The organism is Chitinophaga sp. 05T412, assembly GCF_056396465.1.
The window spans coordinates 93,987-117,491 of sequence record NZ_JBFTLN010000003.1 but is presented as its reverse complement, the minus strand read 5'-3'; the positions used below and the strand labels follow the sequence as shown (position 1 = coordinate 117,491).

25 protein-coding genes are annotated in these 23,505 nt (G+C 43.1%); 14 read left to right on the top strand and 11 right to left on the bottom strand.

The annotated features are described in order from the left end of the window. Positions 1-36: 36 nt before the first annotated feature. Positions 37-555, bottom strand: a complete 519-nt coding sequence (locus AC1DFM_RS07715) for a hypothetical protein (RefSeq protein ID WP_477076127.1) — start codon at positions 553-555, stop codon at positions 37-39. 98 nt (positions 556-653) lie between these two features. On the opposite strand from AC1DFM_RS07715, the gene AC1DFM_RS07710 reads away from it, so the two are divergent. The 3 genes from AC1DFM_RS07710 (at position 654) to AC1DFM_RS07700 (ending at position 1,800) form a co-directional block, all read left to right on the top strand. Further along, positions 654-857: a LytTR family transcriptional regulator DNA-binding domain-containing protein gene (locus AC1DFM_RS07710; RefSeq protein ID WP_477076631.1), complete on the top strand. Its 204-nt coding sequence runs from the start codon at positions 654-656 to the stop codon at positions 855-857. 109 nt (positions 858-966) lie between these two features. After that, the gene (locus tag AC1DFM_RS07705) at positions 967-1,440 is read left to right on the top strand and encodes a CYTH domain-containing protein (RefSeq protein WP_477076126.1); all 474 of its coding nucleotides are present in this window, start codon (positions 967-969) and stop codon (positions 1,438-1,440) included. A gap of 9 nt (positions 1,441-1,449) precedes the next feature. Further along, positions 1,450-1,800, top strand: coding sequence for a DUF2200 domain-containing protein (locus AC1DFM_RS07700; protein WP_477076125.1), 351 nt, complete (start codon positions 1,450-1,452; stop codon positions 1,798-1,800). Positions 1,801-1,811: 11 nt separating this feature from the next. Here AC1DFM_RS07700 and AC1DFM_RS07695 read toward each other — a convergent pair whose 3' ends face one another. Then, on the bottom strand, positions 1,812-2,552 hold the full coding sequence (locus AC1DFM_RS07695) for an alpha/beta fold hydrolase (RefSeq protein ID WP_477076124.1): 741 nt from the start codon (positions 2,550-2,552) through the stop codon (positions 1,812-1,814). A 179-nt stretch (positions 2,553-2,731) separates the two neighbouring features. Here AC1DFM_RS07695 and AC1DFM_RS07690 point away from each other — a divergent pair, with 179 nt between their 5' ends. From AC1DFM_RS07690 to AC1DFM_RS07675, 4 genes are all read left to right on the top strand, one after another. Next, complete coding sequence (locus AC1DFM_RS07690) at positions 2,732-3,151, top strand: hypothetical protein (RefSeq protein ID WP_477076123.1); 420 nt, start codon at positions 2,732-2,734, stop codon at positions 3,149-3,151. Positions 3,152-3,217: 66 nt separating this feature from the next. Next, on the top strand, positions 3,218-3,931 hold the full coding sequence (locus AC1DFM_RS07685) for a hypothetical protein (RefSeq protein ID WP_477076122.1): 714 nt from the start codon (positions 3,218-3,220) through the stop codon (positions 3,929-3,931). 127 nt (positions 3,932-4,058) lie between these two features. Further along, positions 4,059-4,589 carry an ATP-binding protein gene (locus AC1DFM_RS07680; RefSeq protein ID WP_477076121.1) on the top strand — a complete coding sequence of 177 codons (531 nt, stop codon included), beginning with the start codon at positions 4,059-4,061 and terminating at the stop codon, positions 4,587-4,589. A gap of 86 nt (positions 4,590-4,675) precedes the next feature. Continuing rightward, positions 4,676-5,047, top strand: coding sequence for a winged helix-turn-helix transcriptional regulator (locus AC1DFM_RS07675; protein ID WP_477076120.1), 372 nt, complete (start codon positions 4,676-4,678; stop codon positions 5,045-5,047). Between the two features lie 49 nt (positions 5,048-5,096). Here the strand turns inward: AC1DFM_RS07675 and AC1DFM_RS07670 are convergent, their stop codons facing one another. Together AC1DFM_RS07670 and AC1DFM_RS07665 are read right to left on the bottom strand one after the other, a co-directional pair. Beyond that, complete coding sequence (locus tag AC1DFM_RS07670; RefSeq protein WP_477076119.1) at positions 5,097-5,969, bottom strand: NAD(P)-dependent oxidoreductase; 873 nt, start codon at positions 5,967-5,969, stop codon at positions 5,097-5,099. A 115-nt stretch (positions 5,970-6,084) separates the two neighbouring features. Further along, entirely contained in the window at positions 6,085-6,489 is a 405-nt protein-coding gene (locus AC1DFM_RS07665) for a winged helix-turn-helix transcriptional regulator (RefSeq protein WP_477076118.1), read from the bottom strand. 118 nt (positions 6,490-6,607) lie between these two features. Here AC1DFM_RS07665 and AC1DFM_RS07660 point away from each other — a divergent pair, with 118 nt between their 5' ends. Beyond that, entirely contained in the window at positions 6,608-7,051 is a 444-nt protein-coding gene (locus AC1DFM_RS07660; RefSeq protein WP_477076117.1) for a nuclear transport factor 2 family protein, read from the top strand. Positions 7,052-7,194: 143 nt separating this feature from the next. Here the strand turns inward: AC1DFM_RS07660 and AC1DFM_RS07655 are convergent, their stop codons facing one another. After that, positions 7,195-7,800 (bottom strand): SRPBCC family protein, encoded by a 606-nt coding sequence (locus AC1DFM_RS07655; RefSeq protein WP_477076116.1) that lies wholly within the window; start codon positions 7,798-7,800, stop codon positions 7,195-7,197. A 198-nt stretch (positions 7,801-7,998) separates the two neighbouring features. Between AC1DFM_RS07655 and AC1DFM_RS07650 the strand changes: the two genes are divergently transcribed. The 3 genes from AC1DFM_RS07650 to AC1DFM_RS07640 all read left to right on the top strand — a co-directional run bounded on the left by AC1DFM_RS07650 (position 7,999) and on the right by AC1DFM_RS07640 (position 10,221). Continuing rightward, on the top strand, positions 7,999-8,394 hold the full coding sequence (locus tag AC1DFM_RS07650) for a DUF1801 domain-containing protein (RefSeq protein ID WP_477076115.1): 396 nt from the start codon (positions 7,999-8,001) through the stop codon (positions 8,392-8,394). A gap of 126 nt (positions 8,395-8,520) precedes the next feature. Continuing rightward, positions 8,521-9,669: an acetyltransferase domain-containing protein gene (locus AC1DFM_RS07645; protein WP_477076114.1), complete on the top strand. Its 1,149-nt coding sequence runs from the start codon at positions 8,521-8,523 to the stop codon at positions 9,667-9,669. Between the two features lie 60 nt (positions 9,670-9,729). Then, a complete protein-coding gene (locus AC1DFM_RS07640; RefSeq protein WP_477076113.1) occupies positions 9,730-10,221 on the top strand; it encodes a hypothetical protein in 492 nt (163 codons plus the stop codon). Between the two features lie 59 nt (positions 10,222-10,280). Here AC1DFM_RS07640 and AC1DFM_RS07635 read toward each other — a convergent pair whose 3' ends face one another. The 5 genes from AC1DFM_RS07635 to AC1DFM_RS07615 form a co-directional block, all read right to left on the bottom strand. Further along, entirely contained in the window at positions 10,281-11,225 is a 945-nt protein-coding gene (locus AC1DFM_RS07635; protein ID WP_477076112.1) for a GIY-YIG nuclease family protein, read from the bottom strand. A gap of 151 nt (positions 11,226-11,376) precedes the next feature. Continuing rightward, positions 11,377-13,782: a hypothetical protein gene (locus AC1DFM_RS07630; protein WP_477076111.1), complete on the bottom strand. Its 2,406-nt coding sequence runs from the start codon at positions 13,780-13,782 to the stop codon at positions 11,377-11,379. Next, on the bottom strand, positions 13,779-16,277 hold the full coding sequence (locus AC1DFM_RS07625) for a hypothetical protein (RefSeq protein WP_477076110.1): 2,499 nt from the start codon (positions 16,275-16,277) through the stop codon (positions 13,779-13,781). Before AC1DFM_RS07625 ends, AC1DFM_RS07630 begins: the two co-directional genes overlap by 4 nt. Positions 16,278-16,337: 60 nt before the next feature. Then, positions 16,338-17,516 carry a hypothetical protein gene (locus AC1DFM_RS07620; protein WP_477076109.1) on the bottom strand — a complete coding sequence of 393 codons (1,179 nt, stop codon included), beginning with the start codon at positions 17,514-17,516 and terminating at the stop codon, positions 16,338-16,340. A 266-nt stretch (positions 17,517-17,782) separates the two neighbouring features. Beyond that, positions 17,783-18,574, bottom strand: a complete 792-nt coding sequence (locus AC1DFM_RS07615) for a DUF7003 family protein (protein ID WP_477076108.1) — start codon at positions 18,572-18,574, stop codon at positions 17,783-17,785. A 280-nt stretch (positions 18,575-18,854) separates the two neighbouring features. Between AC1DFM_RS07615 and AC1DFM_RS07610 the strand changes: the two genes are divergently transcribed. The 3 genes from AC1DFM_RS07610 (at position 18,855) to AC1DFM_RS07600 (ending at position 21,259) form a co-directional block, all read left to right on the top strand. Beyond that, positions 18,855-19,775, top strand: a complete 921-nt coding sequence (locus tag AC1DFM_RS07610) for a winged helix-turn-helix domain-containing protein (protein WP_477076107.1) — start codon at positions 18,855-18,857, stop codon at positions 19,773-19,775. Between the two features lie 100 nt (positions 19,776-19,875). Continuing rightward, positions 19,876-20,145 (top strand): hypothetical protein, encoded by a 270-nt coding sequence (locus AC1DFM_RS07605; protein WP_477076106.1) that lies wholly within the window; start codon positions 19,876-19,878, stop codon positions 20,143-20,145. A gap of 64 nt (positions 20,146-20,209) precedes the next feature. Further along, the gene (locus AC1DFM_RS07600; RefSeq protein ID WP_477076105.1) at positions 20,210-21,259 is read left to right on the top strand and encodes an ankyrin repeat domain-containing protein; all 1,050 of its coding nucleotides are present in this window, start codon (positions 20,210-20,212) and stop codon (positions 21,257-21,259) included. 133 nt (positions 21,260-21,392) lie between these two features. Here AC1DFM_RS07600 and AC1DFM_RS07595 read toward each other — a convergent pair whose 3' ends face one another. Further along, complete coding sequence (locus AC1DFM_RS07595; protein WP_477076104.1) at positions 21,393-23,090, bottom strand: ATP-binding response regulator; 1,698 nt, start codon at positions 23,088-23,090, stop codon at positions 21,393-21,395. Between the last annotated feature and the right edge of the window lie 415 nt (positions 23,091-23,505).

Sequence of the window (23,505 nt, the reverse complement as noted above, 5' to 3'; positions counted from 1 at the left end):
GTGCTCACCCAATATCCGGGTGGGCACTTTTTTTCGTTATATCTTTTCAATCAGAGAAATAGTAATTCCCCTAAAGCAATCGTCCTGGCAACCCTTTTCCACGTATCCACAATCGGACATCATCCCGTTGTTTTTCGCCTCAAAGTAAGTATCCGCATTACTTCTTTTTAGCAACCAGTTATCTTTCGCCTCCTGGTAAATATCATCCAGGGTGCGGAGCGCATATCCTTCCGTGTGTGAGCCCAGAGAGCTGCCATCTTCTGTCCATTCTTTCACCGTTTGTGGCAGATGGGTATTCCGGTCTATCACCTTAGCGATGTAAGCACGCTGAATCACTTTGCCTTCTTTCACAGTAATCGTTGTTGCTGAGCTGGACCCTGTCCAGGAACCGAAATTAACCGTATAGCGATAGGAGTTGCCTGAAGCCGCTTTGAAGCCTATCCAGGCATCATAGCTTCGGTTAAAATCGTTCTTGTACTCGATCTTATCCTTTTTGCAGGCCATGAACACGGTACTGATGAGTAAAAGAAAGAAGAAGTAGATATTAGCTTTCATACGTGCGTTTAGGTGGTTGAACGGGTGAAGTAGCGCAAATGTTACTGACCCATACATTTTCATGCAGGCAAACTGTTTGTTCATGCCATTAGTTCCCCCTGCCGGCAGATAAATTCATCCGGGTACATAAATCGTTTGTACTCGCCATACCCTACATTACCATGATTCATTACAATGTAGTACACATGGCACATACCACCGTCACGCTTCCGGTAGGCTCCAGTTATCGGGAAGCTTTTATGAGCAGAATGAAGGATAGGATCATTAGTTACCGGATATTTTTACCAGCATTATGTCAGTAAATGTGTTATTGAAACTTTGCAGACGTATATTCGTTATGTTATGGCGCACATTTGAATAGGATTTTGAAAATATTATAATGTTGGTAATTTACCGGGAAAAATAGCTACTATGGCCAAAGAAATAGAAAGAAAATACCTGATAGATCTGGATAAATGGCAAAAAATAGAAAAGCCTGCCGGGCAACACTACCGGCAGGGATATCTGGTAACAGATCCTCAAAAAACTATCCGCGTAAGACTTACGCCGGACAAAGGTTTTTTGACGATAAAAGGGATTACCACCGGCGCCTCCAGATTGGAATATGAATATGAAATACCCACTGCAGAAGCAAAGGAGTTGTTGGATAATTTCGCCGTGTCAGAGCTGTCTAAAATCAGGTACCTTATTGAGTTTAAGCATCACACCTGGGAAGTAGATGAGTTTTTGGGAGATAATGCAGGACTTTTTATTGCTGAAATTGAGTTAGGCAGTGAAGATGAGGCATTTGAAATACCGGAATGGGCAACGGAAGATGTGACCGGGGAGAAGCAATATTATAATGCTAACTTAACGATACATCCGTATAAAAACTGGCAGCGATAATATTGATATATGAACAATACAAAAATATTCCATACAGCTTTCTCCGGTGTTTACCCGCTTTACGTGCAGAAAGTGGAAAGGAAGGGCCGTACCCGGGAAGAAGTTGATGAAATTATTTTCTGGCTGACGGGGTATGATAAGGAGTCACTTCAGCAGCAAATTGATCAGCAAGTTGATTTTGAAACTTTCTTTGGAGAAGCGCCACAAATGAATCCCAATGTTTCAAAAATTACGGGCGTAATTTGCGGGTATAGAGTAGAGGATATGGAAGAAGGACTGATGAAGCAGATCCGGTATTTGGATAAGCTGATAGATGAATTGGCGAAGGGAAAGGCCATGGAGAAGATATTGCGGAGTTAACCTAGTAGTTATTACTCTCCAAAATAATTCGTAATAATATGCCCAATCGTATCCGCTTTATCTAGAATCATTAAATGCCCGCCACCTTTGATCCGATATTCCGGATGTACCAGTCTGCTGGTAATTACCCGATCAGCGGTACCGTGAATCTGAATCGTTCTTTCCGGTGCTTGTTTATTATTCCAATAGGCCAATCCTCTTAACGCCCAGCGGAAAAAGGTAACGTCGGTATCTTTCAACAGGTTCGTCAACGCTTGTTTATCCTCCGGTGATTTGGCGCCAAAGTAACGATAGGTGAAGAAATTAGTACGTTTTATCAGGGACCCGGGAATGATACGGTACATCCCCATTTTCATGAAGAAAAACTGTACCGGGTTCAATTCTTTCTTCGTTCGCACAGAGGAGATCAACACCATTTTTTTGAATGGCACCAGCTTGGATACTTCCACCGCTACGATACCACCGAAAGAAAGCCCGATGAGATATGGATCTTCAACGGTGATCTGACGCTTTATCCGGCTGGCGTATTGCGGGAGCGATTCGTTCGGTAATGCCGGTATCCAGTTGATATATACTTTGTGGTAGCCCGGCAGCTGCAGATTCACGAATATACTTGAATCCGCTCCAATACCGCTGAAAAGATAAACTGTTTTTGAAGTATCTTCCGGCGTTTGGGAAAATGCGCGGAAGCCAGTCAGCATCAACAAAACTAAAAAAATCACCTTTACGCGGTGCACTATACATGTTCTCATTTCCTCACTTTTTCCTGAGTTGGCAGTTTCCGATATTAATAAAAAAGACAATCTGATGGTCGGAAGTCGCCATTACAGGTTGTGTCTAACCCGCATTACTCAAAAATATTGCCTAATATTGTAGACTGCCGTATGAAGCGCGGAAACACCATATTTTAACTGTATTTCATCCATCACATATGTACGATATTAAAATACAATCTCCATTTGAGCGTTACCCGGTTGCCCATCCCGACTGTAATAGTGAAAAGGCCTTGCGTTTATACCAGGAAATAGATTGGATACGCCTTTACCGGGAGATCGAAGAAACCCGCAGCAGCCCGGAGAATTCATTTTATTTCTTTGAAATAAACCGGAAAAACCAACTGGGAGAACTGKAAACGCTCTGTATCTCCGGACTGGACAGCCACTCTGTTGGAATAGGATATATGCGGCCCAAAATGGAGCGCAAAGGTTTCTTTGTAAAGAAGGACGTGCTTAATCCCCAATTTTCCACGCAAATGGATGGCATGGATATTCCCTTTGCATTATCCTGTTTGGAGGCATTTATGAAGGGTGATGCCAACTACCTGGAGGAGAATTTACATAATAGACAATAGAAGAGTACCGCTCAGGTTTTAACTGCCGCATCCTCAAGCAATCCTGCAGACTATTAAATTTTTAACATGAAAAAGATGATCGCCTTATGGGCTTTGTTAAGTACCGTGTTGATGGCTTATTCGCAGGATAATGTGACGTTGGACAGATATTTAAAAGATAGCCTGGACATTATTTCCGGACGGGTAGCCCAGCAAATTGTAAAGGCCCGGTATATGGAACAGGAGCTGGTCGGTACTACCGATACACTTCCCGGATGGGAAGGCGTGAATGTGGCTTTGTACAAATATGTGGTGAAGGATAAAGTAAAAGGTCCTTTAACTGCATACGTTTATATGCTGAACGCGGATGCAGGGAGACTCGCTTCCTGGATTATTTCCACCTGTGTAATGACTACCGGCAAGCTGGATAAGCAGCATACAGATTTTATGATTGCCGCCGTAAGATCCGCCTCCGGCGGACAATTTCCCGTTCTGGGCATTGTATATGAAGATATGGACGGAACCGGATTTAAACCTTATTTCTTTAAAGATGGTGTTACGGTATTTCTAAAGAAGAATGACGTAATTGATATCAGCCAGATCAATGAGGAGAACATAAAAGGAACCGGTAAGTTTGCCAGGGTAATCAGCACCACCCGGGAAGAATACAAAGGAAAATATCCCGCTGCAAATCCGGAAGGAGCTAATTGGCTGACGGTAGTTAGAGACGCCTATAAAGAAGCGATGAATGCAAATGTCAATACGTTGTTTGTAGCCTGGGCAAATGGTAAGCTGCACTAGTCCGTTTCTCCGGTTCCTGAAAACTATCCATATGATTAAAGCGATTGCCATTACCGTATTGGAAATACATATACTGTGTTATTAATACAGTCAATGGCAGCAGTTGCAGCAAACACACTTACACAAAATGGACGCGCATACAGAAATATTATTGATCACAGGACCAGGTGGCTCCGGAAAGTCAACCACCAGTTGGGAAATACAGAAGATACTGGCAAACGCTGATATTGCCCACGCAGCTATTGAAACAGATGAACTGGACAGGGTTTATCCAACACCAGCGGATGACCCGTTGACCATTCATCTCAGTACAGCTAACCTTTCGGCTATCTGGTCCAATTTCAAACAGTTGGGCCATACACGGCTGATACTGTCCGGCGTAATGACCGATCTTGACATGAACAAAGGTTGGATATCGGCAGCTATTCCGGGAGCGCAGTTTATGGTGGTGCGCTTAATGCCAACAGATGCCGAATTAATGGAAAAGATCGGTAAAAGAGAGATAGGCAGCAACAAGCAGCATCAGGAGGCCCGATCATTGGAACAGGTAGCTAAAATGAGGTTGGAAGAGGCCGGGGAGGTGATGGTGATAGCAACAACCGGAAAAAAACCGGAAACAGTAGCGATGGAAATACTTCAGTTAATTAAATGGATATAGCCCCTCCATTTCATACGGATAATTTTATCCGTATGCCCGTAATTCATACATAAGGGATAATTTTGTCCTTGTTAAAACAGCATGCTATGTATGAGAAAAAGATGCCTAAGCAATTTACCTGTGGGATGGCCATTATCATGGAGATTATTGGCGGGAAATGGAAATCATACCTGGTTTTTTTAATCAACAAGGGCGTGAGAAGGCCCGGCGAGCTGCATAAGGCTGTTCCTTCTGCCAGCAGACGGGTATTGGATCTTCAGCTACGGGAACTGGAATTCCATGGGATTATTAAACGGATTATTTATCCGGAGTTACCTCCTAAAGTAGAATATTACCTGACGGAGTTTGGGGAGTCTTTATTACCGGTAATAGACGCGATGGATAAATGGGGGGATCAGTACCAGGAAATATTTGAGCAATTAATGGAAAAGAAGGAGCATCTGGCTGTTGCACAATAAACGAAGAAAGCCGCACAATGAGTGCGGCTTTGATGACGAGTGTGGTATTTTATTTCAATACTTTAAACACGGATGCCAGCTGGTCATTTCCATAGCCAGCAGCCTGTGCTCTCTTGAAAAGGTTCAGGATAAACGATGGTATTTCTGCATTGATGCCTGCTTCCTTCGCCTGTTGCACGAAAAGCGCTACCCCATCGGCGCAGATATTGAGTGAGCTTTCAGGATTGGAATAATCGCCCGATTGAATCACTTCTGCCTGCCGCTTGATCATCTCTCCTAATACAGGTGCGGTGTGTGATATCATCGCCCCCAATGCTGCCACTGGTATGCCTTCTGATTGAAAGATTTGTGCGCCATGGAGGAAGCCCGTGGTCATACCGAAAAGTGTTGACAGAAAGCCCATATCCCAGGTGGCAGCAGCGCCTGGTTCATCTCCCATATACTGCAAACCACCGGCGAGCGCTTTGAGTATATGCGCATGTTGCTCATATGCCGATGTTGAGCCGGATACAAAAATAGGTGTGTCTGGTCTGCCGATCTGGCTGGGAGTGGCCAGTATAGCGCCATCTATATACTCCATATTTCTTTCTCTGGCCCAAGTAGCACTATCCCGCGCATTTTTGGGAGTGCCGGAACTCAGCTCGATGTGTACTTTTCCGGTTAGCACAGGAGCTATGCCTGCTGTATTTAATATGCTGCGGGTATTGTCATAATTCGTAACACAGGTGATGATCACAGGACTGGCCGCGATGGCGGTGGCAATGTCCGGAATAAATACGGCTCCCTCCTGTATCAATGTCGCCGCTTTAGTGGCGGTGCGGTTCCAGATGGTCACCTTATATCCATGTGTTAACAATGTACCAGCCAATACTCTTCCCATATCTCCTAAGCCAATTATTGTTACTGCATTATTTCTTTCCATAATTACTGTTTTAATGACAGCAAAAATGGGCATAATCGATACAGCAGACAATCGGGGAGAAAATTTTCAGGAGCGGATAATAATGACCATATGGAAAGAAGTGGCGTTTATTTATTCAGCCATTTGATTTAACATCAAATACTTCCTGCAGCTCATTCATAACAACTGCGGGTGTCAGCAAGGTATCTTTTTTTACCTTTTCCTCCTGCATATGTGCATATCCCCAATTGATAATGTTTTCAATAAGCGGGATTAGCTGTTGTCCATCTGCGGTAAGCATATATTCTACTTTGGGGGGAACAGAAAGGAAGGTCTGCTTTTTCACCATTCCTTTTTCTTCAAAGAATTTGAGATTTTCGGTGAGCACTTTTTCGCTCAGGCCGGGTAACATGTCTTTTAACGCGTTAAATCGTATAGCACCTTTCCGCAGTTGCCAGAGGATACCTATTTGCCACTTCCCGCCAATGTACTGAAGTGCATGTTGTACCGGACAACCGGCCAGTGTTTCCCTGGAAGCCATAGTAATTCCTTTAATTACCCCAAGGTAAGTTAATTACCTGAAGGTATATTTCATCGGTGAAATGGATTATGTGCTTTCTTTGCCATTAACTCATCTTGAAAAACTAAAACCTATTGCAATGGCAAAGATGCTATTTATCCTTTCTTTTTGTACCCTAATACAAGTATGCGTTTCTGGTCAATCAGCCGTGGAAAAGGAGATCAGGCGACTGGAGCAACAGGAGGTAACGGCGATACAAAAGGCTGATACAACCACGTTGCTGCGTCTATGGTCGAAAGACTTCGTGGTTAACAACCCTTACGGTCAAATAGTAACATTACCGCAAATATTGGCCTTTATACGGGAGGGTAAAATAGATTATACAACGTTCGAAAGAATCATTGAGCGGGTAACGATTATAGACAATGTTGCGATCGCCATGGGAAAAGAAATAGTAACCCCGGAGAAAGCCACGGAATATGCAGATAAAAAAGTAACGAGGCAATATACCGATGTATGGATGAAAATAAAAGAAGGCTGGCGCGAAGTGGCCAGGCAGGCGACTATTATACATATTGAATAGCCTTTACAAATCAGTAAAACAAGCCGTCCTTATGGTGGAAAGGACGGCCTGTTTCAAGATAGTTGTCTCTAAAGCAGTGCATTGACGATGCCTGCACCCTGATTGCTTATTTCCCTGGCAGAAGCGATCTTTTTCTCTCCTTTTTAGAATAATACATTCATTCCTTTTCCTGTAGTAATCAAACTGAACAGGCTTTTTTCAACAAGCTTCTCCCAGGCGCCGGAGCAACCATCGTAGCATTCGAATGCAGGCACCAATCCGTGATGCGTAAAAGTGAGCTTAGTTTTGTTTCCTTCTTTAGAGATATCAAAAATTATTTTTGTGCCGGTCCATTCTTCTTTGTGAGGCACAAAATTTAATTTGCTTTCGGTGATCAACCATTCCACTTTTTTATTGGGAATGATGTCTACTATTTTTTGCTTTGAATAGTGGATGTCTCCTGCCTGATAGGTAAACTCATCATTGAGCTTATCCGTGCTGCCATTAATTTCCCCTTGCCACCAGCCGCGAACGTTATTAATGGCATTGAATACCTCCTGCGGTGACTGGTCCACTACAATGCTGGTTGTATAATCTTTCACTTCCATGGTTTTCGTATTATTTTTATTGGATGATGTTGACTTATCAACTGTTGTTTGTGCATAGCTGCGAGGGATCATTAAGAATGCCACTAAGCAGCTAAGGAGCATCGCTCTCCGAACATTGACGTTTTGTGCCGGTCCTGATTTCTTATAATTTGAGTTTTTCATTTCATTTTTTTTGAAGAAAGAGTTGTGTTGCATGTTTACCAAAGGTATCCTCTTATTTAGGTATTGAAAGGGGGTGAAATGGACTTTGTAGCGGGGTGATTTGGCCAAATTGTGCCAGGAGATCATGAAGTCATTATTGGTTTCGTTACCTTGTACAACTACCTGCGTTGGTGGATTTGAAAACCAATTTGAGTTCCAATGAAAATTAGAAACCTGGTTGAACTATTTACTATTCTTCCTGAAGACGAAAGAATAATTACCGATGTATTACGGCAGATCATTTTAGCAGCGCTTCCCGATTATTGTAAAGAGAAAATATCTTATAATGTTCCATTTTTTTACGGCCATAAAGGAATCTGTATTATCTGGCCTGCGACTATTCCGCGTGGCGGGATACAAAGTGGTGTGCTATTAGGTTTCTGGCAGGGACATCTGCTAAATGATGCTGACCGTTTTCTGTTACATGGTACTAACAAGAAAGTTTTTTATAAGATCTACCAAACACCTGAAGATATTGATGAGCAGCCAATAGTGCAATTATTAGGAGAAGCGGTTAAATTGGATCGTAGTTTCAAAAGCGTATTGGGAAGGTAGCATCGTGTTGATTTAATCTGATAGTGCGGGCTAACGGCAGCATTGTTACCGTTCATTGATAAATGAGACGGATATCCCGGATTTTGATTAAATTAATAAATTCCGATACTTCATAAATTGCTTTACATGAAGAACCGTATAGCCTCTTTAGACGTATTACGCGGCGTTATCATGGTGATCATGGCGCTGGACCATGTCAGGGATTTCTTCTCCAACGTACGATTCAATCCTGTTGATCTGACGCTTACTACACCAGCTTATTTTTTTACGAGATGGATCACCTATTTTTGCGCACCTGTTTTCGTTTTCCTCGCAGGTAGCGGCGCTTTTTTTTATGGGGTGAAGAAGAATAGTCTCTCCCAACTTTCCCGTTTTTTGTGGTCGCGTGGCCTGGTGTTAATCGCTATTGAAGTGACAATTATGTATTTTGGTACCGCCTTTAACCTTCATTACAACATCATCGTACTGCTGGTGTTCTGGCTCATTGGTTGTTGCATGATTGTGATGGCAGCGCTGGTACATCTGCCTGTAAAATGGATAGCGACTATAGGTATTTTACTTATTGTTGGTCACAATGCATTAGATGGTATCAGCGCTGACCGGTTCGGTTCGGCGAGTATAGTATGGCTGATATTGCATCAGCAGGGGTTAGCTCCTATTACCGCGAACATAAATGTTTTGGTTGCCTATCCGCTCATACCCTGGGTGGGTGTAATGGCGATGGGATATGTTTTCGGCCGGGTTTTCCTGATAGAACCAGCCCGTAGACAGAAAATTATACTGCAGTTGGGTATTGGGCTGGTAGTGGCTTTTGTATTGATAAGAGCAATCAATATCTATGGTGATCCCGTGCCATGGTCGACTCAGAAAAATGGGCTGTTTACTTTTCTGTCTTTTCTTAACACCAACAAATATCCTCCTTCACTCAGTTTCCTGTTGATGACATTAGGGCCAGCTTTGATATTATTGTCTTTCATCGACAAGGGGTATGGTCAGCTGCATTCATTGTTTCAGGTATACGGACGGGTGCCGTTATTTTATTACGTTGTTCATTTCTACCTGATCCATCTTCTCTCTCTCGTGGTTGGCGTATGGCAGGGTTTTAAAGTGCATGATTTTTTGCAGTTCCCCAATCCGTTTCCTTTGGGCTATGGATTTAATTTATGGGGCGTGTATGGCGTGTGGATAGGGATCGTGGTGGTGATGTATCCGCTTTGCAAATGGTATGGGAATTTGAAGAGCAGGAGTGGGAATAAGTTATTGAGTTATCTTTAGTTTCGTCTTGTGTTTTTTTCGATGATATCACTATAAAAAAAGGATTAATAGTAGGGACCAATGTGGAAACATGTAAATACAATTGCTGTAGGTGGGCTTGCAAATATTGGCTTTGGCAGTGTAGATACGTTAATGGTGTTGTCCAGTCAGGGAATTGGCATATTTGATTGCCTCACCGGGGAACGGATTTTTCGGGATAGGGGATCGTGGTGGGAAGACTTCGATGCTGTTGCGGCTACTGTGCCAGGACAGGATGTGCTATCTGGCAACCGTATTCGGGTTTGTGGGTTGGATGAACCGGATTTTCTTAGTAAGAAAACAACAGATGGCTGGATGCTTGAGTGCATTGGGCCGGTCCCAGATGACGCACCTTTTGAGAAGTATCAGGTACACAAAATTTTCCTTACGCATCAAGGAGGGCAATATCGCGAGCTTGTCGATAAGGATGGCCCTTGCGAATTGAGGGCCTATGGTTTTTCTCCAACAGGTAATACGCTTGTAGTGGCGCTCAGCTGTGATCTGACGATCTGGTCAAGAGTACATCAGGCGTAATAGAAATAGGAAATCGCAAATAGTAGTAATACTATTTTTTATAGCCATCTATTATATCCTCACGATTTTTTGCGTGTTTTTCTTTTATCGAGTTGTGGTAACCAGTGTGCTGGATTTGCATTTTTCCGGGCGGCCGGCGCCCATTCGGAAGCGGGGTCGGGATTGCGTGGCGCCCATGTTCGTGGACGTGGGAGGGAGCAAACATATTGACTGGCCTGTATTATCTGTGCCGAAGCGGCCCAGTTTTCGTTTATGTTGATAAGTTTAGGGAAGCCTTCCGCTGTGACCTTGGGGTCGCGGCTGCGTGCAATGAGCTGACAGTGGGATTTGGACTCGAAAAGAGCGCTGACAAAGCGTGGCCCGGAATCATCCATCCAGAGTAGGCGGTCGCCAGGCACCAGTCGTTCCTTATAAATAACAGTATCGTTATCTGCCGTTTTAGTTCGGTTTAAATAGGGAACCGGATCTTCTATGGAGTAGGGCTCATCGTCACTAAGGCCGGCAGTGTATCCAGGATTATTGGTAAAATAAAGTTCCAGTGTATCTCCATCCGTATGAGCCTGCCATAGATCCACCGTTTCGGCTTCAGGGGCATTGAAAGAGGGATAGGCGCTCAAGAAAAGCACCTGACCTGCCCGCATAGATAACAAGAGGCGATCGCCTTCCTGTAGATACAGCTGAGATTTCTTTGACCACGTTTGGATACCATCGGTTTCTTGCCGGGCCTGCAAGATGGCCGCCGCCGCCACTTCAGGCGATACCTCAAAAAACTCACGGTTTGTGCGGTGCCGGTTTGCCTTAAGACGTTCATGTACTAATTTTTCCAGCTCCACCGGGTGGGAGGTAATTGCCCTGAAAACCACCTCGAACGGATCTGGCAAACTGGTGGTGAATAAGTCTTTCGCCCTGTCTTCTGCCAGTCTGTTGGTCATCCCGATTTTGATTAATCCGGGCATTATATTGTTGGTGAATATATAAACGAATCCGAAAGAATATTGCGACATGATCTCCGGTTTTAGGTAAACAAAAGATGTATTAATGTACGAAATATTCAAGAACGCTGCGTTTATAGTTTCATCAGGTCATCTATCAATGTGAATCCATAGCGGAATAATAATTTAAATATGAGCAAAGCATTTTAGCATTTACAATATCCTATTTCGAAACAAACGGACGGTTGATGAAATTGAAAATTGGAATATCTATCAGTACTGCCAGGTTAAATACATTCTTTGCGTCTTTCACCATGAAATCTGTTTGACTGGAATAGAAAAGTTTAGGGGTTCTTCTATAACCCAAACAAACTGCCAGTGGCCATTTAGGGATGGTGTAGGTAAGTTGTGCAGAGGGAGAGAAGATGCTCTCCAGCCGTACTTCCTGTTTTAAATTGTCAGTGTTACCATCCTTTAGGCGATAGGTAGCGATACCTCCCACATCAATCAGGCCGGCAAATAGCGATAAGGCGCCGCCTTTACCCTTGCACAGCCCTGTACTTACAGCGAGGCCCACTGGTGCGTAAACACCGCTTGCGTAAAGTCCTCCATTGAAATCCCAGGTATATCCAATGTAACCATTCAGGCCGAAGTTGAAACTGGAGCGTTGTTTTATGGAGTAGCTGCCAGTAGGAAGAGCCGCGGCCTCAATCACATTTTCCACTTCTTCAGGTGTTTGCGCTTTAACGATGGAAGCGATGAAGTTGCCGTATTTCAGGAAAGTTTCCAGTACTGCAGGTTGGGGATATGTTTTGGCGATACTATCCCATTGTTTGGCGGTAAACGCGCTGCCACCTGGAGGTTGCTGCCCCTTCTGGAATAGCTGGGACAGGATGTTATAGGCATCCATCACGGCGCTATTGTAATTTTTGGTATAGATATCCTTGTACATCTCATTCGCATTTCTGGCGATCAGGATATAACGATCACCGGAAATATCCGGATTAATATATTGTGCCAGCGTAAATCCGTATGCGGTTATATTGATGGCTTTATTGATGTACGTGTAATAGTCTGCATCGGTTAGATTGCCGCCTGCTTGTTTTTTTCTGATATCTTTTATGGAGCGGTCAACGTCGTTAGCCAGCTCAATGAAATTTCCTGATAGAGAGACCAGGTGCGATATCCGGGTCTGGTTTTGCCTGAAAAAGCTATCTAATGATATTACCTTGCCCTTTGACTTGAAGCTGATATTAAGCCCCTGTACCTGTTGATATAATAGCCCCAGATAGATCCGTCCGTTGCCGATATCGCCACTTTTCGAGGAGTCGTTGGGAGTTCTCCAATCCGGTAACAGCTTGTTAAAATCACTGAGGGTAATCCATCGGTTGGCATCGTCTTCAGATAGCGCCGTTTTGTTGCGTAAACTTTGAGAGAAGATATCCAGCAGTTGCCAGGCAGCGGCAATATTGGGTTGGGTAGCCAGGTCGCTTTTGGAATACATGGCCAGCTGATGAATGATGCTGTCCGGGTAGATGGGGTTATCCGATTGAGACAACTCGCTCACGATACCTGCTGCATGGATGGCCATCCTTATTTCCGGGAGGCTGTCAAGCAGCTCTTTGTATTTAGGTAATTCGATGAACATATCGAGATGTACAATCATATTGGACATATCTTTTTTGAACGCATCTCTCAACGACTGGATGAATTCTGCATACTGGTAAGAAGTAATGTTTTCCAGGAAGGCTTCTGTGGCAGGGAAAAGTATTTTAAATTCCGGATGTTTATCCAGGAATTGTTTTATCCTTCCAAAAAAAGCGGCATTGATTTCTTCTTTTCCCCTTTTAATCAGGAAACGGGCAATTCCATCTGCGATGTTCGTTACATCCAGTGCGCCTACGCCGGTAAAAGATGCGGTGATTGATGGAACCGCTTTCTCTCCTCCGTTCAGTGAATTACCTGACGCATTCTTCAATTTATTGGTTACGAATACACTATTTATGAAAGGGTTTTGGGCATATGCCAACGTCAAAGTGGCGGAGTCTTGTGCGGTCTTAAAATGTGCGTAGTAACTTAGGATCTCTTGAATTTGCCCGGCTGATATTTTGGGATTATTTAAATTGATAGCATCATAATAAGCAATTTGGGAGAGAGAAGGAGACGTTGGATCTGCTGTTTTTGAATCTATAATATTAGCAGAAGAACTACCACTGGTATCTGTTATCAAAATTTTTCGAAGCAATTTTGATTGGGCACCGGATATCTCCTTAATTTCTACCTGCATAGGCAGTGACAGTGAATTATTAGCATCCGCCAATACCTCTCCTTTTTTGAACGGGATTGAGATGATATTATCGGAAAAAATGGTGCGTGTTACAGTAAACGTATTGTTACCGCCTGCATTGGTAACACGAATAGCATAGTCTTTTGTTAGTGCTCTTAAAACCTGGATTAGGTTATCTTGCGCCTCGATTGTCGCACGAGCGGTATTATTACTCTCTATGGCATTACCATTCATAGTACAGGTAACACTGTCGTTAGGAGCAATAGTTATGGTGAGCTTGAATTGCGCAAAACAAACAGTGGCTAAAAGAAATAGCGCGGAGGTAAATAGAATGTGCTTCATGGTAACTGGTTTGTAATTTGAAGTCCGAAGTCCTTAAGTATGTTAGTTATTTTAATAGCATATGTATGAACGTTATTACTGCCTAGCAGTATCCCCACAGGACTGCCTGTTCCGTCAACCAGCAGGGAGCCGGAGTCGCTAAAGCCGCCGATTTTTTCTATCAGGATCAGGTCCTTCATATGATTGATAATGTCATTCGGTTTTTGGGGGTAAGTAAAGTCATCGTTCCAGCTATCATGTAAAATCAGCCCGGATGCATCCGCAGTGGTATAGCCGTTCAGGGTAACCCTTGTTTTGAAAACATCTTTGAATCCGATCTCACGTGGGGTAATGCCTGTCTTCTTCAGCTGTTGATAATGTTTGGCTACTGCGCTACTGATGCTCAGAATAGCGGTGTCGTGATGTTGGTTAAAGCCAAACCGGTAGTCCGTGGAGATAGTATTGCCGGCTGCATCCAGCATCGTTTTTTCCTTTGGTGCTACTGTCCAGCTATTGTCGCCGTTGGCTACATGAAAACAGGTCAACAGGTATAAATCGCTCGGGATCTGCTTATCGTTAAGCACACATCCAAAACTTCCGATGCCATTTATTTCGGTTTTGTTGATAATGCCAAAGTCCTTGTGGGCGGGAACCCCATTCATCAAATTCGTTTTACCCGTGACGATGACATTGATATAAATAAAACTGCCGGGCGTAATTTCCTGCACGCCATATTTTATTCTGATGGCAACGGCAGTAGCGTTATCTAACACATGTACCTGCAGGCAGCGTACTGTCTGATCATTCAGCAGGAGATAGCCGGGGCCCACTTGTAGCACACCAGGCTCGCGACTGATCGTGTCGGCGAAGATGCGAACGGCTGCATCAATATCGTCTTCCGGCGGCAAAGTGATATCTTCCGATGTAATTTGTATATGCGGAGAAGCAATGGATTTGTTGAGCTCACTGTTGTCATCTTCTGGTTTGGGACCAGCTGCCCGTAACTGTACCAGCTTGTTTAAAACACCAAACCAGAACGGCGCGCCTAATGATAATGCCAATGCTGTTAGTAAACAGCCCAACCAGCTCCACTCCAAAAAGAGCTTCCGAAAAAAATATTTATACCTGCTCCAGTAAGGGATAGGGCCGGTGCCGTCGATCACCAGGTAGGTCATATGATCGTCGTCAGATTGGTAACTGACTCTTTTTATCTGTGTTATTTGTTTATCTGACAACCGTACCAATGCTACGTTGACTGCTTTCAGGTCAGATTGAAGGTCTTTAAGCGTGGCCTGATCATCGGCCAGTCTGAAAGAGTCAGTAAGCAGTTGCATTTTTAAGGTGCTAATACTATCAGGCGTTGCAGCCGATTTCTTTCCGGCGGGGATATTTTTGCCGGTTAATGAAGTGATCAGCTTATTTCTGTGTGCCAGCTTATTTCTGTCTGCTAGCTTATTTCTGTCTGCTAGTTTTTCCTGTTGCCGTAATGCTMTTTGTAGTAACAGGATGCCATCCTTGTTATCAGCTATGTTTTTTTCAATGCTATCTATATTTTTGTGCAGCATTGGAATAATGATCGGATAATTTTTGGCGATCAGTTCTTTGGTACCTTTTACGATGCAGGTATTTTGCGTTACTGCTGAATCAAAGTTCCAGCCAAGACCTAATATGAGGTTTGCAGCGGTAATGTCTCTGTTGACCCGGCTAAGACTGGAATCAATCACATGTTGTGCGGTGATGGAATCTTTCCCGGAAAGTATTAAATCATGGCCACGGGTGGAATCACGACTCAGTGACACCCCCATGGAAACCAGCTGGTTTCTGGCATCATCATCTTTGGCTAATAGTTTTGCTATGCGTATGGTATCTACATTAAATCCGATAGCAACAATGAATGAAAACCAGAAAACAATCATCCGCAATTTTTTCTTGTACCAGCCGGTAGCCCTGTCCATGGTTTCATTGTACCATAGTATTAGCCTGGATCTGAAAATAATCAGGTCGCCGTCGGCATCGGTCAGCATATCGTTTAACTGCTTTCTTGTTTCTGGTCCGATATGCAGCGTGTTAAAAGAAATGCAATAAGCAATCCGTTGCATTTTTGTAGCGCCTGCACCTTTATCGGCCAGTAAAGAAATCAGGGTATCAGCAAAGTTATCCGGACTGATATAAGATGGCTTCGTGTTGTTGAATAGGAGTTTGTCGGCGGGGGAGGTGTCGGCCAGGTATTTAACGGAGGGGGCGGCGTAGAATCTGCCGGCCAGGGTATCCTTGAATCCGGGGGGCGACTTCAACATAAATTTGTCCCACCAGGTTTGTCTTTTCCGTTGATGAAAATTTACGCCGGTTTTGTGTTGACTGTCAGTAAGCATCCGCTCCATTGCAACACGGAGGATACGCTGTCGTAGTCCTAGTTGTGAGGACAGCCATTCTCCCATGATGGTAGTAAGCAAACTATATAGGAGATAAATAAATACAAGTCCAATGACTACATTTAAAGCAACGTTATTGAACATGGCAGTGAATGGTTATTTAGGGGTACAACATTTAACTTAATGAATAGGCATAGCTATTATTTATGAATTTTGCTGTTGGTCAGGCGTTGATCTTTGTACAGAGAAAGGATCTGCAATTCTTACTCTCGCCCAGCCCCAGATGCGATCACTGAATACGGCGCCAATGAAACAGAAAAGAAACAAAGCCATGGGATTGGGGTCACCACTGTTGTTGCTAATTAAGGCAACACCACCTCTAAGTGCCAGGTAAACAACGATGGCGGCAGAAAACCCTCTTACTATCACCTGCACAAGGTTATAAGATGTTAGCACGTTATCTTGCCCTGTGCCAGTAATAAAAATCGCAATGGCAGCACCCAATAAGCCGAATCCCAGCATTCCGCATACCAGCAGGACATCTACATTTTTGCTTTGTGCAATCGGACGGATTAGGAAAACGAATACATTTCCCCATTCCTCGCCCGTTACGCCACTTTTCGGCCATGCCTCCGCATGGCGAACAATAGTGTCCCGGATGTTCACGAAAGGTTGTTCGGGTGGTATCAGGCTGGGGTTGATCAGCGTAATAGAATCATGTGTCCCATTAGTAATGCAGACTAATTCAGCGTTTTTGTTGGCGTAGACCGTCATTCTATATAGGGTAGTAGAACGTTTGTTGAATTCTGATATATTATGATTAAGGGTAAGTGTAGCAGTAATTCTATAGTTCGTAACAAACATCCATAGGTCTTCTCCATATTTAGCCAGGAGACTGGAAGATAAGTGGGAGGCCTCGCTCCTGAATTTGCTTTTTGCCGCTTCGTATACGTTGGTCATTTGAGTCCGGAGCTCTTCTTGTTGCTCAGTTACCAGGGCCTTTTGCAAGTTTATCTCCGCCAGTTTTTGTTCCAGGAAATTCGCAGCGTCGTCGGCATCTGTAACTATTCTTCGGCGTATGGTAGGTGTTGCATTTATCACTTCGCTGCAGGTCCTTAACGCGCGTAATTTGCTTATATTTTCGCCTATGTCATTCACTTGATAGGACGTTTCCTTTATCTTCATTCGTTCATTATAAAATTGCTCCGGGGGCACACGGAACAGCGTATCAAACCGCTGAAACACTTCTTGTTTCTCTCCAGGGGAATCTTTGATGTAAGACAAGGAAAAAACTGCTCCCATGGCAAGGTATAAGCCGCCGGTCATTAATAGCAACAGCAATAGGACAATAATTGTCTTTTTGGGGGGTAGCCAGATAGACATGTTTCTTATTTCTTTGGTTATATAAGGATTCTTATTTCCTGGGATTACATAGCCTGCTCAATATGATATACTTCATATTGATACTGAAAATATGATGATAATAAATCGTAGCTGACCATCTGGTATAGAGATGGGGTAAAATTCCGGGGCACTTGTCTCTTTCTGTCAGTTATGCTACTGTTCTAACGATACTGTATTATAGTGTGATCAAGGTAAGAGAAATATTCCAGATCCCAAAATTATTATCTGAAGTAATATATCCGGTGCTAAAGGTTGCCGGATTTCCAGTTTGACCAGTGATTGTTTGCTGGCAAAGCAGGTTTCCAGAAAGAGGGATCTCTGGTAACCAGAATTTTGGCGATGAGTTGATACAGCTCTTCTTCAGCAGGGTTGTGGTTCTCGCTATATACGCTGCTAAAGTGGAAATTATCAATGGTCATTATCTTACGTATATCACCTGGGATATGTTGTCGGATTTCAGCCTCTGTAGCACTTATTAGAGAGGGATGGACATCATGGTAATATCGTACTAAATCTTCGAAGCTGATTAGGTTCCGGGGATTATCTTCTTTTCTGGAATGTATACCTAAGCTTCTATATTTGGATACATTTTGTTCAATGGGTACTTCGACATCCCTGATGACGACATATCGGGCGGCAGGATCGATTATCTCAAATTTTTCCATATCGTCCCCTTCTTTGTTGGTGATCCGTTCCCACTCCTCATCGGAAATAAGTTCGATGCGGCTGACATTGGAAATGTAACTTCTTTCTGTATAGTGATCTACAGGATAGTCGACACAATTACCGAAATAACAGCATTCAATTTCCGCGCGGAAGCCGCGGTTCTGATAGCCGCTTTTTTCCAGCACGACTGCCCATCGCTCATCATCCGCATACAGGTGAATGCGGCTGCCGGCTGTTTCGCAGTAACCATGCTCCAGGTCAAGCCAGAAATGATAACTGATATCATTTTCATTCCCGGCAGGGTAGTATTCATCTTCCTCAATACTTAAATTTGTATCAAAGTGCGACAGTATTTCTAATTCAGTATACATTTTTTTATTTTAGAAAGATGAATAAACGGTGATCAGGAGCAACCTGACGACAGTATGAAGATAGGATTGTTTGTAAATATTATCTTTTCTATCTTCGATGATAGAACGGATCTTCTTAAACGGTTTGCCCTCATCATTTATCTATTGTCAAAAATTCTTTTCCACACAAAAAGAGGCATGTAAAAGGAGTGGATTCGACGAAATTATGTCGATAACCTTCAAAGTTGGGAATTGGGATTGTAAATAGCATTGTAAACTTTGTAAATAAAATCTTGACGCGATGGATCTTAGGCTACATCTACTCTCCGGAAAACGCAAATACCTGCTCGGGTTGATGCTATTCTTGTTTGTTTCGGTTATCTGTGTGGCTTTCAGTATGGAGGATAGTAACGATTTTGATATCTCCAGAAGGGAAGTTTTACTCCGCAGGGTCGGACATGAACTGCTTTTGCAGTCGGGCGACAGTACATCGAGGGTGCTCCCGGTAAAAAAGATCGCTGAAAATGAATATCAGATCAGCTTCGGGAATGATCTTACTTTTAGTCCGGACTCCCTGGTGAATACAACCCGGCGTTTGTTGGACAAAGATCCACTGGCACGGGATTATGTTGTTAATGTGCTGAACTGTGGTAACTCCAGTGTAGCCTATGGATATGCCATATCCAAGAATGGAAAGGATGATATCGTGCCTTGTAGAGGAAGAAAGCAGCCCAGGGCCTGTTATTTAATTAACGTTAAATTTAAAACGTTGGGCATAAATACGGCAAAAAGTGGGTATTTTTTGGGCGGTCTATCACTTTTAGCATTTGTTGGTTTCCTTTTTTTGAGATCAGTTAAGCCACAAAGCGCCATGCCGGAAGAAGAACAGCAAGCAACTTTGCCGGAAAAAGAACCGCATGCGAACATGATTGCTTTAGGCACAGTTATGTTTGATGTGGACAATCGTAAGCTTATTATAAATGGGAAAGCAATAGACTTAACGGGTACCGAAACCCGTGTACTGCACATTTTTGCGTTGTCTCCCAATGAGACTATTGAGCGAAGCAGGTTGCAAAAGGAGATCTGGGAAGATGAAGGGGTTATTGTAGGTCGTAGCCTGGATATGTTTATATCAAAACTCAGGAAGAAGCTGGAGCTTGACCCGAATGTAAAAATTGTGGTGATACGTGGAAAAGGATATAAGCTTGAAATTAATGCTTAGGAAGAATAAACGTTGAGTAACTATTATGATAGATGAGAACTTTTATAGACTACTTGAATATAAAATTTGTGAAGCCCTGAAGAATTCTTCCAATGAGGAGGTGAAGACGTTTTGGTGTGATGGAGTGACCCCAGGATTGGAACATGAATACACCGGAAAATATGTCAACGACAACAAAAAGATATTGGTGACGGCTTACGTAGGGGAGACGGGACAAGATAAGTATGAATTGACGTTGAATTTTGGTAGTAAGGCTTTGAGCAGGTATGCCAGGGGGCTGTCTATTTCACCATGCATTCCGGAATCGCCGGGTGATGATTGGTTTGACATAGACATTTTGAAGCGTCATATCTGGATTCAACTCAATTAGTGAGCAATGATTCAGACACCGTTCTTATCACAACCAGGGTATTCATACTGTTAACGGAATAAATATGGCAAAGAAGAGAGTAACATTACCAAAGGATTTTGAGCAACTTTTAAAAGAAGCAGATATACAGACACTGAAAGATATTTTTATTAAATGTACATACGATGCGCGTGGTGGCTACAGTAAGCAAACGGCGCTGGCTTATGATAATTGTCCTCATGACCTGGCAAAATGGTTAATTGAGCAAGGTGCAGATTTATATGCTACGGATACCTGGGGGAATACGCCACTCCACAGCCGGTCGCGTAGTATCTTTGGTAATGTCAAAAGTCTTCTGGAGCTGGGTGCGGATGTAAATTATAGCAGCGGCTCCGTTGGTACGCCATTACATGCGGCTGCGGGCGGGCATCATGCAGTGCATACCACCACTTTACTGGAGTACGGAGCAAACCCTCATTTGTTAAACGCTGATGGCCGAACTCCATTGGAGCTCGCGCTGCAAACATGCAGCAACATAGATATTGTCCGGACAGTCCAGTTATCATCCATGTATTTGAACGCAGGCGTGAAGCCTACATCACAGATGCAGGAATATGTTACAAAAATTGGTAACCGTTTCGAATTTCATCGGGCTAAATTCAATAAAGAATCAGTAGACGAAGTAAGTAATGCATTAGATGAGCTATACCGGCTGTTTGATGTTGTGCCTGTTGCGAAGCATGTTTTGCATGATGGAAAATCTCCGATCACAACGAAAGCAACCACCTGGCAGAAACAGCATCAGGAGCTTTGGGAGCTGCTAGTCCCTTCCAGCGGCCCTGCCACCACTATTCAAGGTGAACTTATCCGTATTTCAGGAAAAATTGCCAACGAATTGGACGGCAATGGAGGCGGAAATTGGGATAGTGAATATAAAAAGATGGTGGATGCTTTTCTTACATTTTTAGAAATGGGAGAACAGCTTTCACCGGCTGAACTGTTGGAAGCAGGGGAAGTGGTTAAAGCAATTAAAGGAAGATCAGGAGATACTGCCAGACTGTGTCAGTTGGCGGTTAAATGGGTGATTGCAAATTCTTCTCCTTTGAAACTTCCAAAAGTGGAATACAAGCGATAGAATTATTGTGTAGGAAAATAGGACCTGCATCTTCGCTGTATCTTAAAATAGATATCGATGGTTTGCTTATCATAAATAAGTACCTGCGACCATAGGGAGACCATGTTCATTAGGTAGATATGTACGATGGCGATCAGACGGTCACCTGGTGTAGGTGTTCGGCCAGTAGTTCATATAATTTCTGTCGATTAAGCGGCTTGTATAAATATCCTTCTGCACCAGCGGCAATAATTTCCTCTTTTTCTTCCTCATAAGCGTTACCTGAAATGATTGCAACAGGAATGTGACGAAGCGTCTTATCAGATTTTATCTGGTGAAGTAGTTCGATCCCGCTTATAACAGGCATATGCCTGTCCAATAAAATAATGTCAGGTTGTTGTTTGTTGATTAGCTCCATTGCCTGAGCGGCCGATGCTGCCTTTACAACATTAATACCCGATCCTTTCAGCATTAGGGAAACAATCAATAGATTATTGCTATCATCATCTACCGCTAAAATATTCGAGCCGGAAAATGCAGCGAAATTAATAGCTGTTTTGGGTTGTTCTACTACTTCATGGGCTATTTTGTAAGGCATGGTAAACAGAAACCTGCTTCCCGGTCGGTCGGGATTATTTGATACTGTCAAGTCTCCCTTGAAGCACACTCTCGCTAACCCACGTGCAATAGGCAATCCCAGACCGGTTGCCTCTGTATGCTGACTTGCCATACTAACAAAGGGATCAAATACGCGTTCTTTCATATCATCTGCTATGCCACCGCCCTGATCGGTGACGCTAAAATGTAACACGGTCCCTGTAGTAGTTACTTTCAGATTAATAATACTTCGGTGTTGGGTAAACTTTATGGCGTTACTGAGCATATTGGCCAGGATACTTCTCAGTTTTGATTTATCGGCATATATACATACAGGCACACCTTCGCCTATATCTGTGAGAATATGTACCGCGCGTGTTCTTGCAAGATAATAGTAAGTATCTGTAAGATTACCAAGCCAATCCACCAGCATAAGGGGTTCATTATTTACATCTTCAACTCCTGCCTCGATCTTAGACCAACTGAGTGCGTTGTTAACTACAAGTTCCATGTCTTTAGAGCAGTTAAGCAGTACTTCCATATGCGCAACGCCCATCTGTAGCGTTTTTTTATCTGGATCAATGGCATCGGTATAATGTTGCACAATACCATTGAGTACATTGAGTGGTGAGCGAATCTCATGGCTTATTTTTTTTGCATAGACAGTTATAGCCTGATTTGCCAGTTTGAGTTGTTCATTGCGGATATTCTCCCGAATGAAATAATACATGACTGTTCCCGTAAGCAAAATATCGGTGATAATTACGAGCCATCGCAGAATGCGCAGCGATCCTACACTCATCTCAATTTGTGGTATGATATGGTACTCATAGTTAAGTTCGATCAGCGCTAGTATTACCGCAAGTATTGCCATTGCCCCAATTCTTGCTGCCATCCGTTGATATACCAGCCAGGCACAAAGGCCGAGAAATATAAAAAAGCTGTGGATCATACTGGCTGGACCAAGTATCAGGCCGAAATACCAGATAGCAAAATTCTGCAGCACAAACATGACTTTCATCCCATATCCTGACCTGCCAAAACGGTTCAGAGGTAAAATAGCCAGGAATAAACAGCCTTCGATCATCGCCGGATAGAAGATAAGCCCATTTTGGGTAATGTGGTACAGTATGGCGCCTAAACTAAATGCCAGCGCACTGGTCATGATCGCTAGCTTATCTGTAATTTTAAGTATACGTTTTTTCCCTTCATCGGTTTCTTGAGGATGCATTGAGATGCGCTCAAATAAGTTCATAATTACAATTTTTGGGTTGCAGGTTTTGATTTACCGAGGTTATTTCAAGGAGCTTGATTATGAACTTTATTGTAACTCCGTATCGTAACCTTAAATATTCATCTAAAAGCAGGCGTGCTAAAAGCAAACCTGCTTTACGTATCGTTGTGAATAATATAAGGTGAAAACCGAAAATGTGCTGGTTAATATGGGCTATTGATTCTTTATTTTTGTCGACAAATTTTCAAAACCAATTTGCTACAGTTTCGTCTGCTAAATATACATTAAATAATAGCATAACGGATTGTTCACTACGTAAGAAGCAGGAATATTCTGCTTTGCAGTTACAAAAATGAACGGTAATAACTTCTCATGTTTCATGCCGGACATTGACAAGACGATTATCATTTTAACTTTCCATGTTTGCGTCAGACTC

What these genes read in the sequence shown, in the direction of transcription:
- AC1DFM_RS07685 (WP_477076122.1), top strand. Translation starts at nt 3,218, where the DNA reads ATGAAAAAGATGATCGCCTTATGGGCTTTGTTAAGTACCGTGTTGATG.
- AC1DFM_RS07615 (WP_477076108.1), bottom strand. Translation starts at nt 18,574, where the DNA reads ATGTATACTGAATTAGAAATACTGTCGCACTTTGATACAAATTTAAGT.
- AC1DFM_RS07600 (WP_477076105.1), top strand. Translation starts at nt 20,210, where the DNA reads ATGGCAAAGAAGAGAGTAACATTACCAAAGGATTTTGAGCAACTTTTA.
- AC1DFM_RS07695 (WP_477076124.1), bottom strand. Translation starts at nt 2,552, where the DNA reads ATGAGAACATGTATAGTGCACCGCGTAAAGGTGATTTTTTTAGTTTTG.
- AC1DFM_RS07650 (WP_477076115.1), top strand. Translation starts at nt 7,999, where the DNA reads ATGAAAATTAGAAACCTGGTTGAACTATTTACTATTCTTCCTGAAGAC.
- AC1DFM_RS07700 (WP_477076125.1), top strand. Translation starts at nt 1,450, where the DNA reads ATGAACAATACAAAAATATTCCATACAGCTTTCTCCGGTGTTTACCCG.
- AC1DFM_RS07635 (WP_477076112.1), bottom strand. Translation starts at nt 11,225, where the DNA reads ATGTCGCAATATTCTTTCGGATTCGTTTATATATTCACCAACAATATA.
- AC1DFM_RS07630 (WP_477076111.1), bottom strand. Translation starts at nt 13,782, where the DNA reads ATGAAGCACATTCTATTTACCTCCGCGCTATTTCTTTTAGCCACTGTT.
- AC1DFM_RS07660 (WP_477076117.1), top strand. Translation starts at nt 6,608, where the DNA reads ATGGCAAAGATGCTATTTATCCTTTCTTTTTGTACCCTAATACAAGTA.
- AC1DFM_RS07705 (WP_477076126.1), top strand. Translation starts at nt 967, where the DNA reads ATGGCCAAAGAAATAGAAAGAAAATACCTGATAGATCTGGATAAATGG.
- AC1DFM_RS07715 (WP_477076127.1), bottom strand. Translation starts at nt 555, where the DNA reads ATGAAAGCTAATATCTACTTCTTCTTTCTTTTACTCATCAGTACCGTG.
- AC1DFM_RS07645 (WP_477076114.1), top strand. Translation starts at nt 8,521, where the DNA reads ATGAAGAACCGTATAGCCTCTTTAGACGTATTACGCGGCGTTATCATG.
- AC1DFM_RS07610 (WP_477076107.1), top strand. Translation starts at nt 18,855, where the DNA reads ATGGATCTTAGGCTACATCTACTCTCCGGAAAACGCAAATACCTGCTC.
- AC1DFM_RS07595 (WP_477076104.1), bottom strand. Translation starts at nt 23,090, where the DNA reads ATGAACTTATTTGAGCGCATCTCAATGCATCCTCAAGAAACCGATGAA.
- AC1DFM_RS07680 (WP_477076121.1), top strand. Translation starts at nt 4,059, where the DNA reads ATGGACGCGCATACAGAAATATTATTGATCACAGGACCAGGTGGCTCC.
- AC1DFM_RS07670 (WP_477076119.1), bottom strand. Translation starts at nt 5,969, where the DNA reads ATGGAAAGAAATAATGCAGTAACAATAATTGGCTTAGGAGATATGGGA.
- AC1DFM_RS07640 (WP_477076113.1), top strand. Translation starts at nt 9,730, where the DNA reads ATGTGGAAACATGTAAATACAATTGCTGTAGGTGGGCTTGCAAATATT.
- AC1DFM_RS07655 (WP_477076116.1), bottom strand. Translation starts at nt 7,800, where the DNA reads ATGAAAAACTCAAATTATAAGAAATCAGGACCGGCACAAAACGTCAAT.
- AC1DFM_RS07665 (WP_477076118.1), bottom strand. Translation starts at nt 6,489, where the DNA reads ATGGCTTCCAGGGAAACACTGGCCGGTTGTCCGGTACAACATGCACTT.
- AC1DFM_RS07620 (WP_477076109.1), bottom strand. Translation starts at nt 17,516, where the DNA reads ATGTCTATCTGGCTACCCCCCAAAAAGACAATTATTGTCCTATTGCTG.
- AC1DFM_RS07675 (WP_477076120.1), top strand. Translation starts at nt 4,676, where the DNA reads ATGTATGAGAAAAAGATGCCTAAGCAATTTACCTGTGGGATGGCCATT.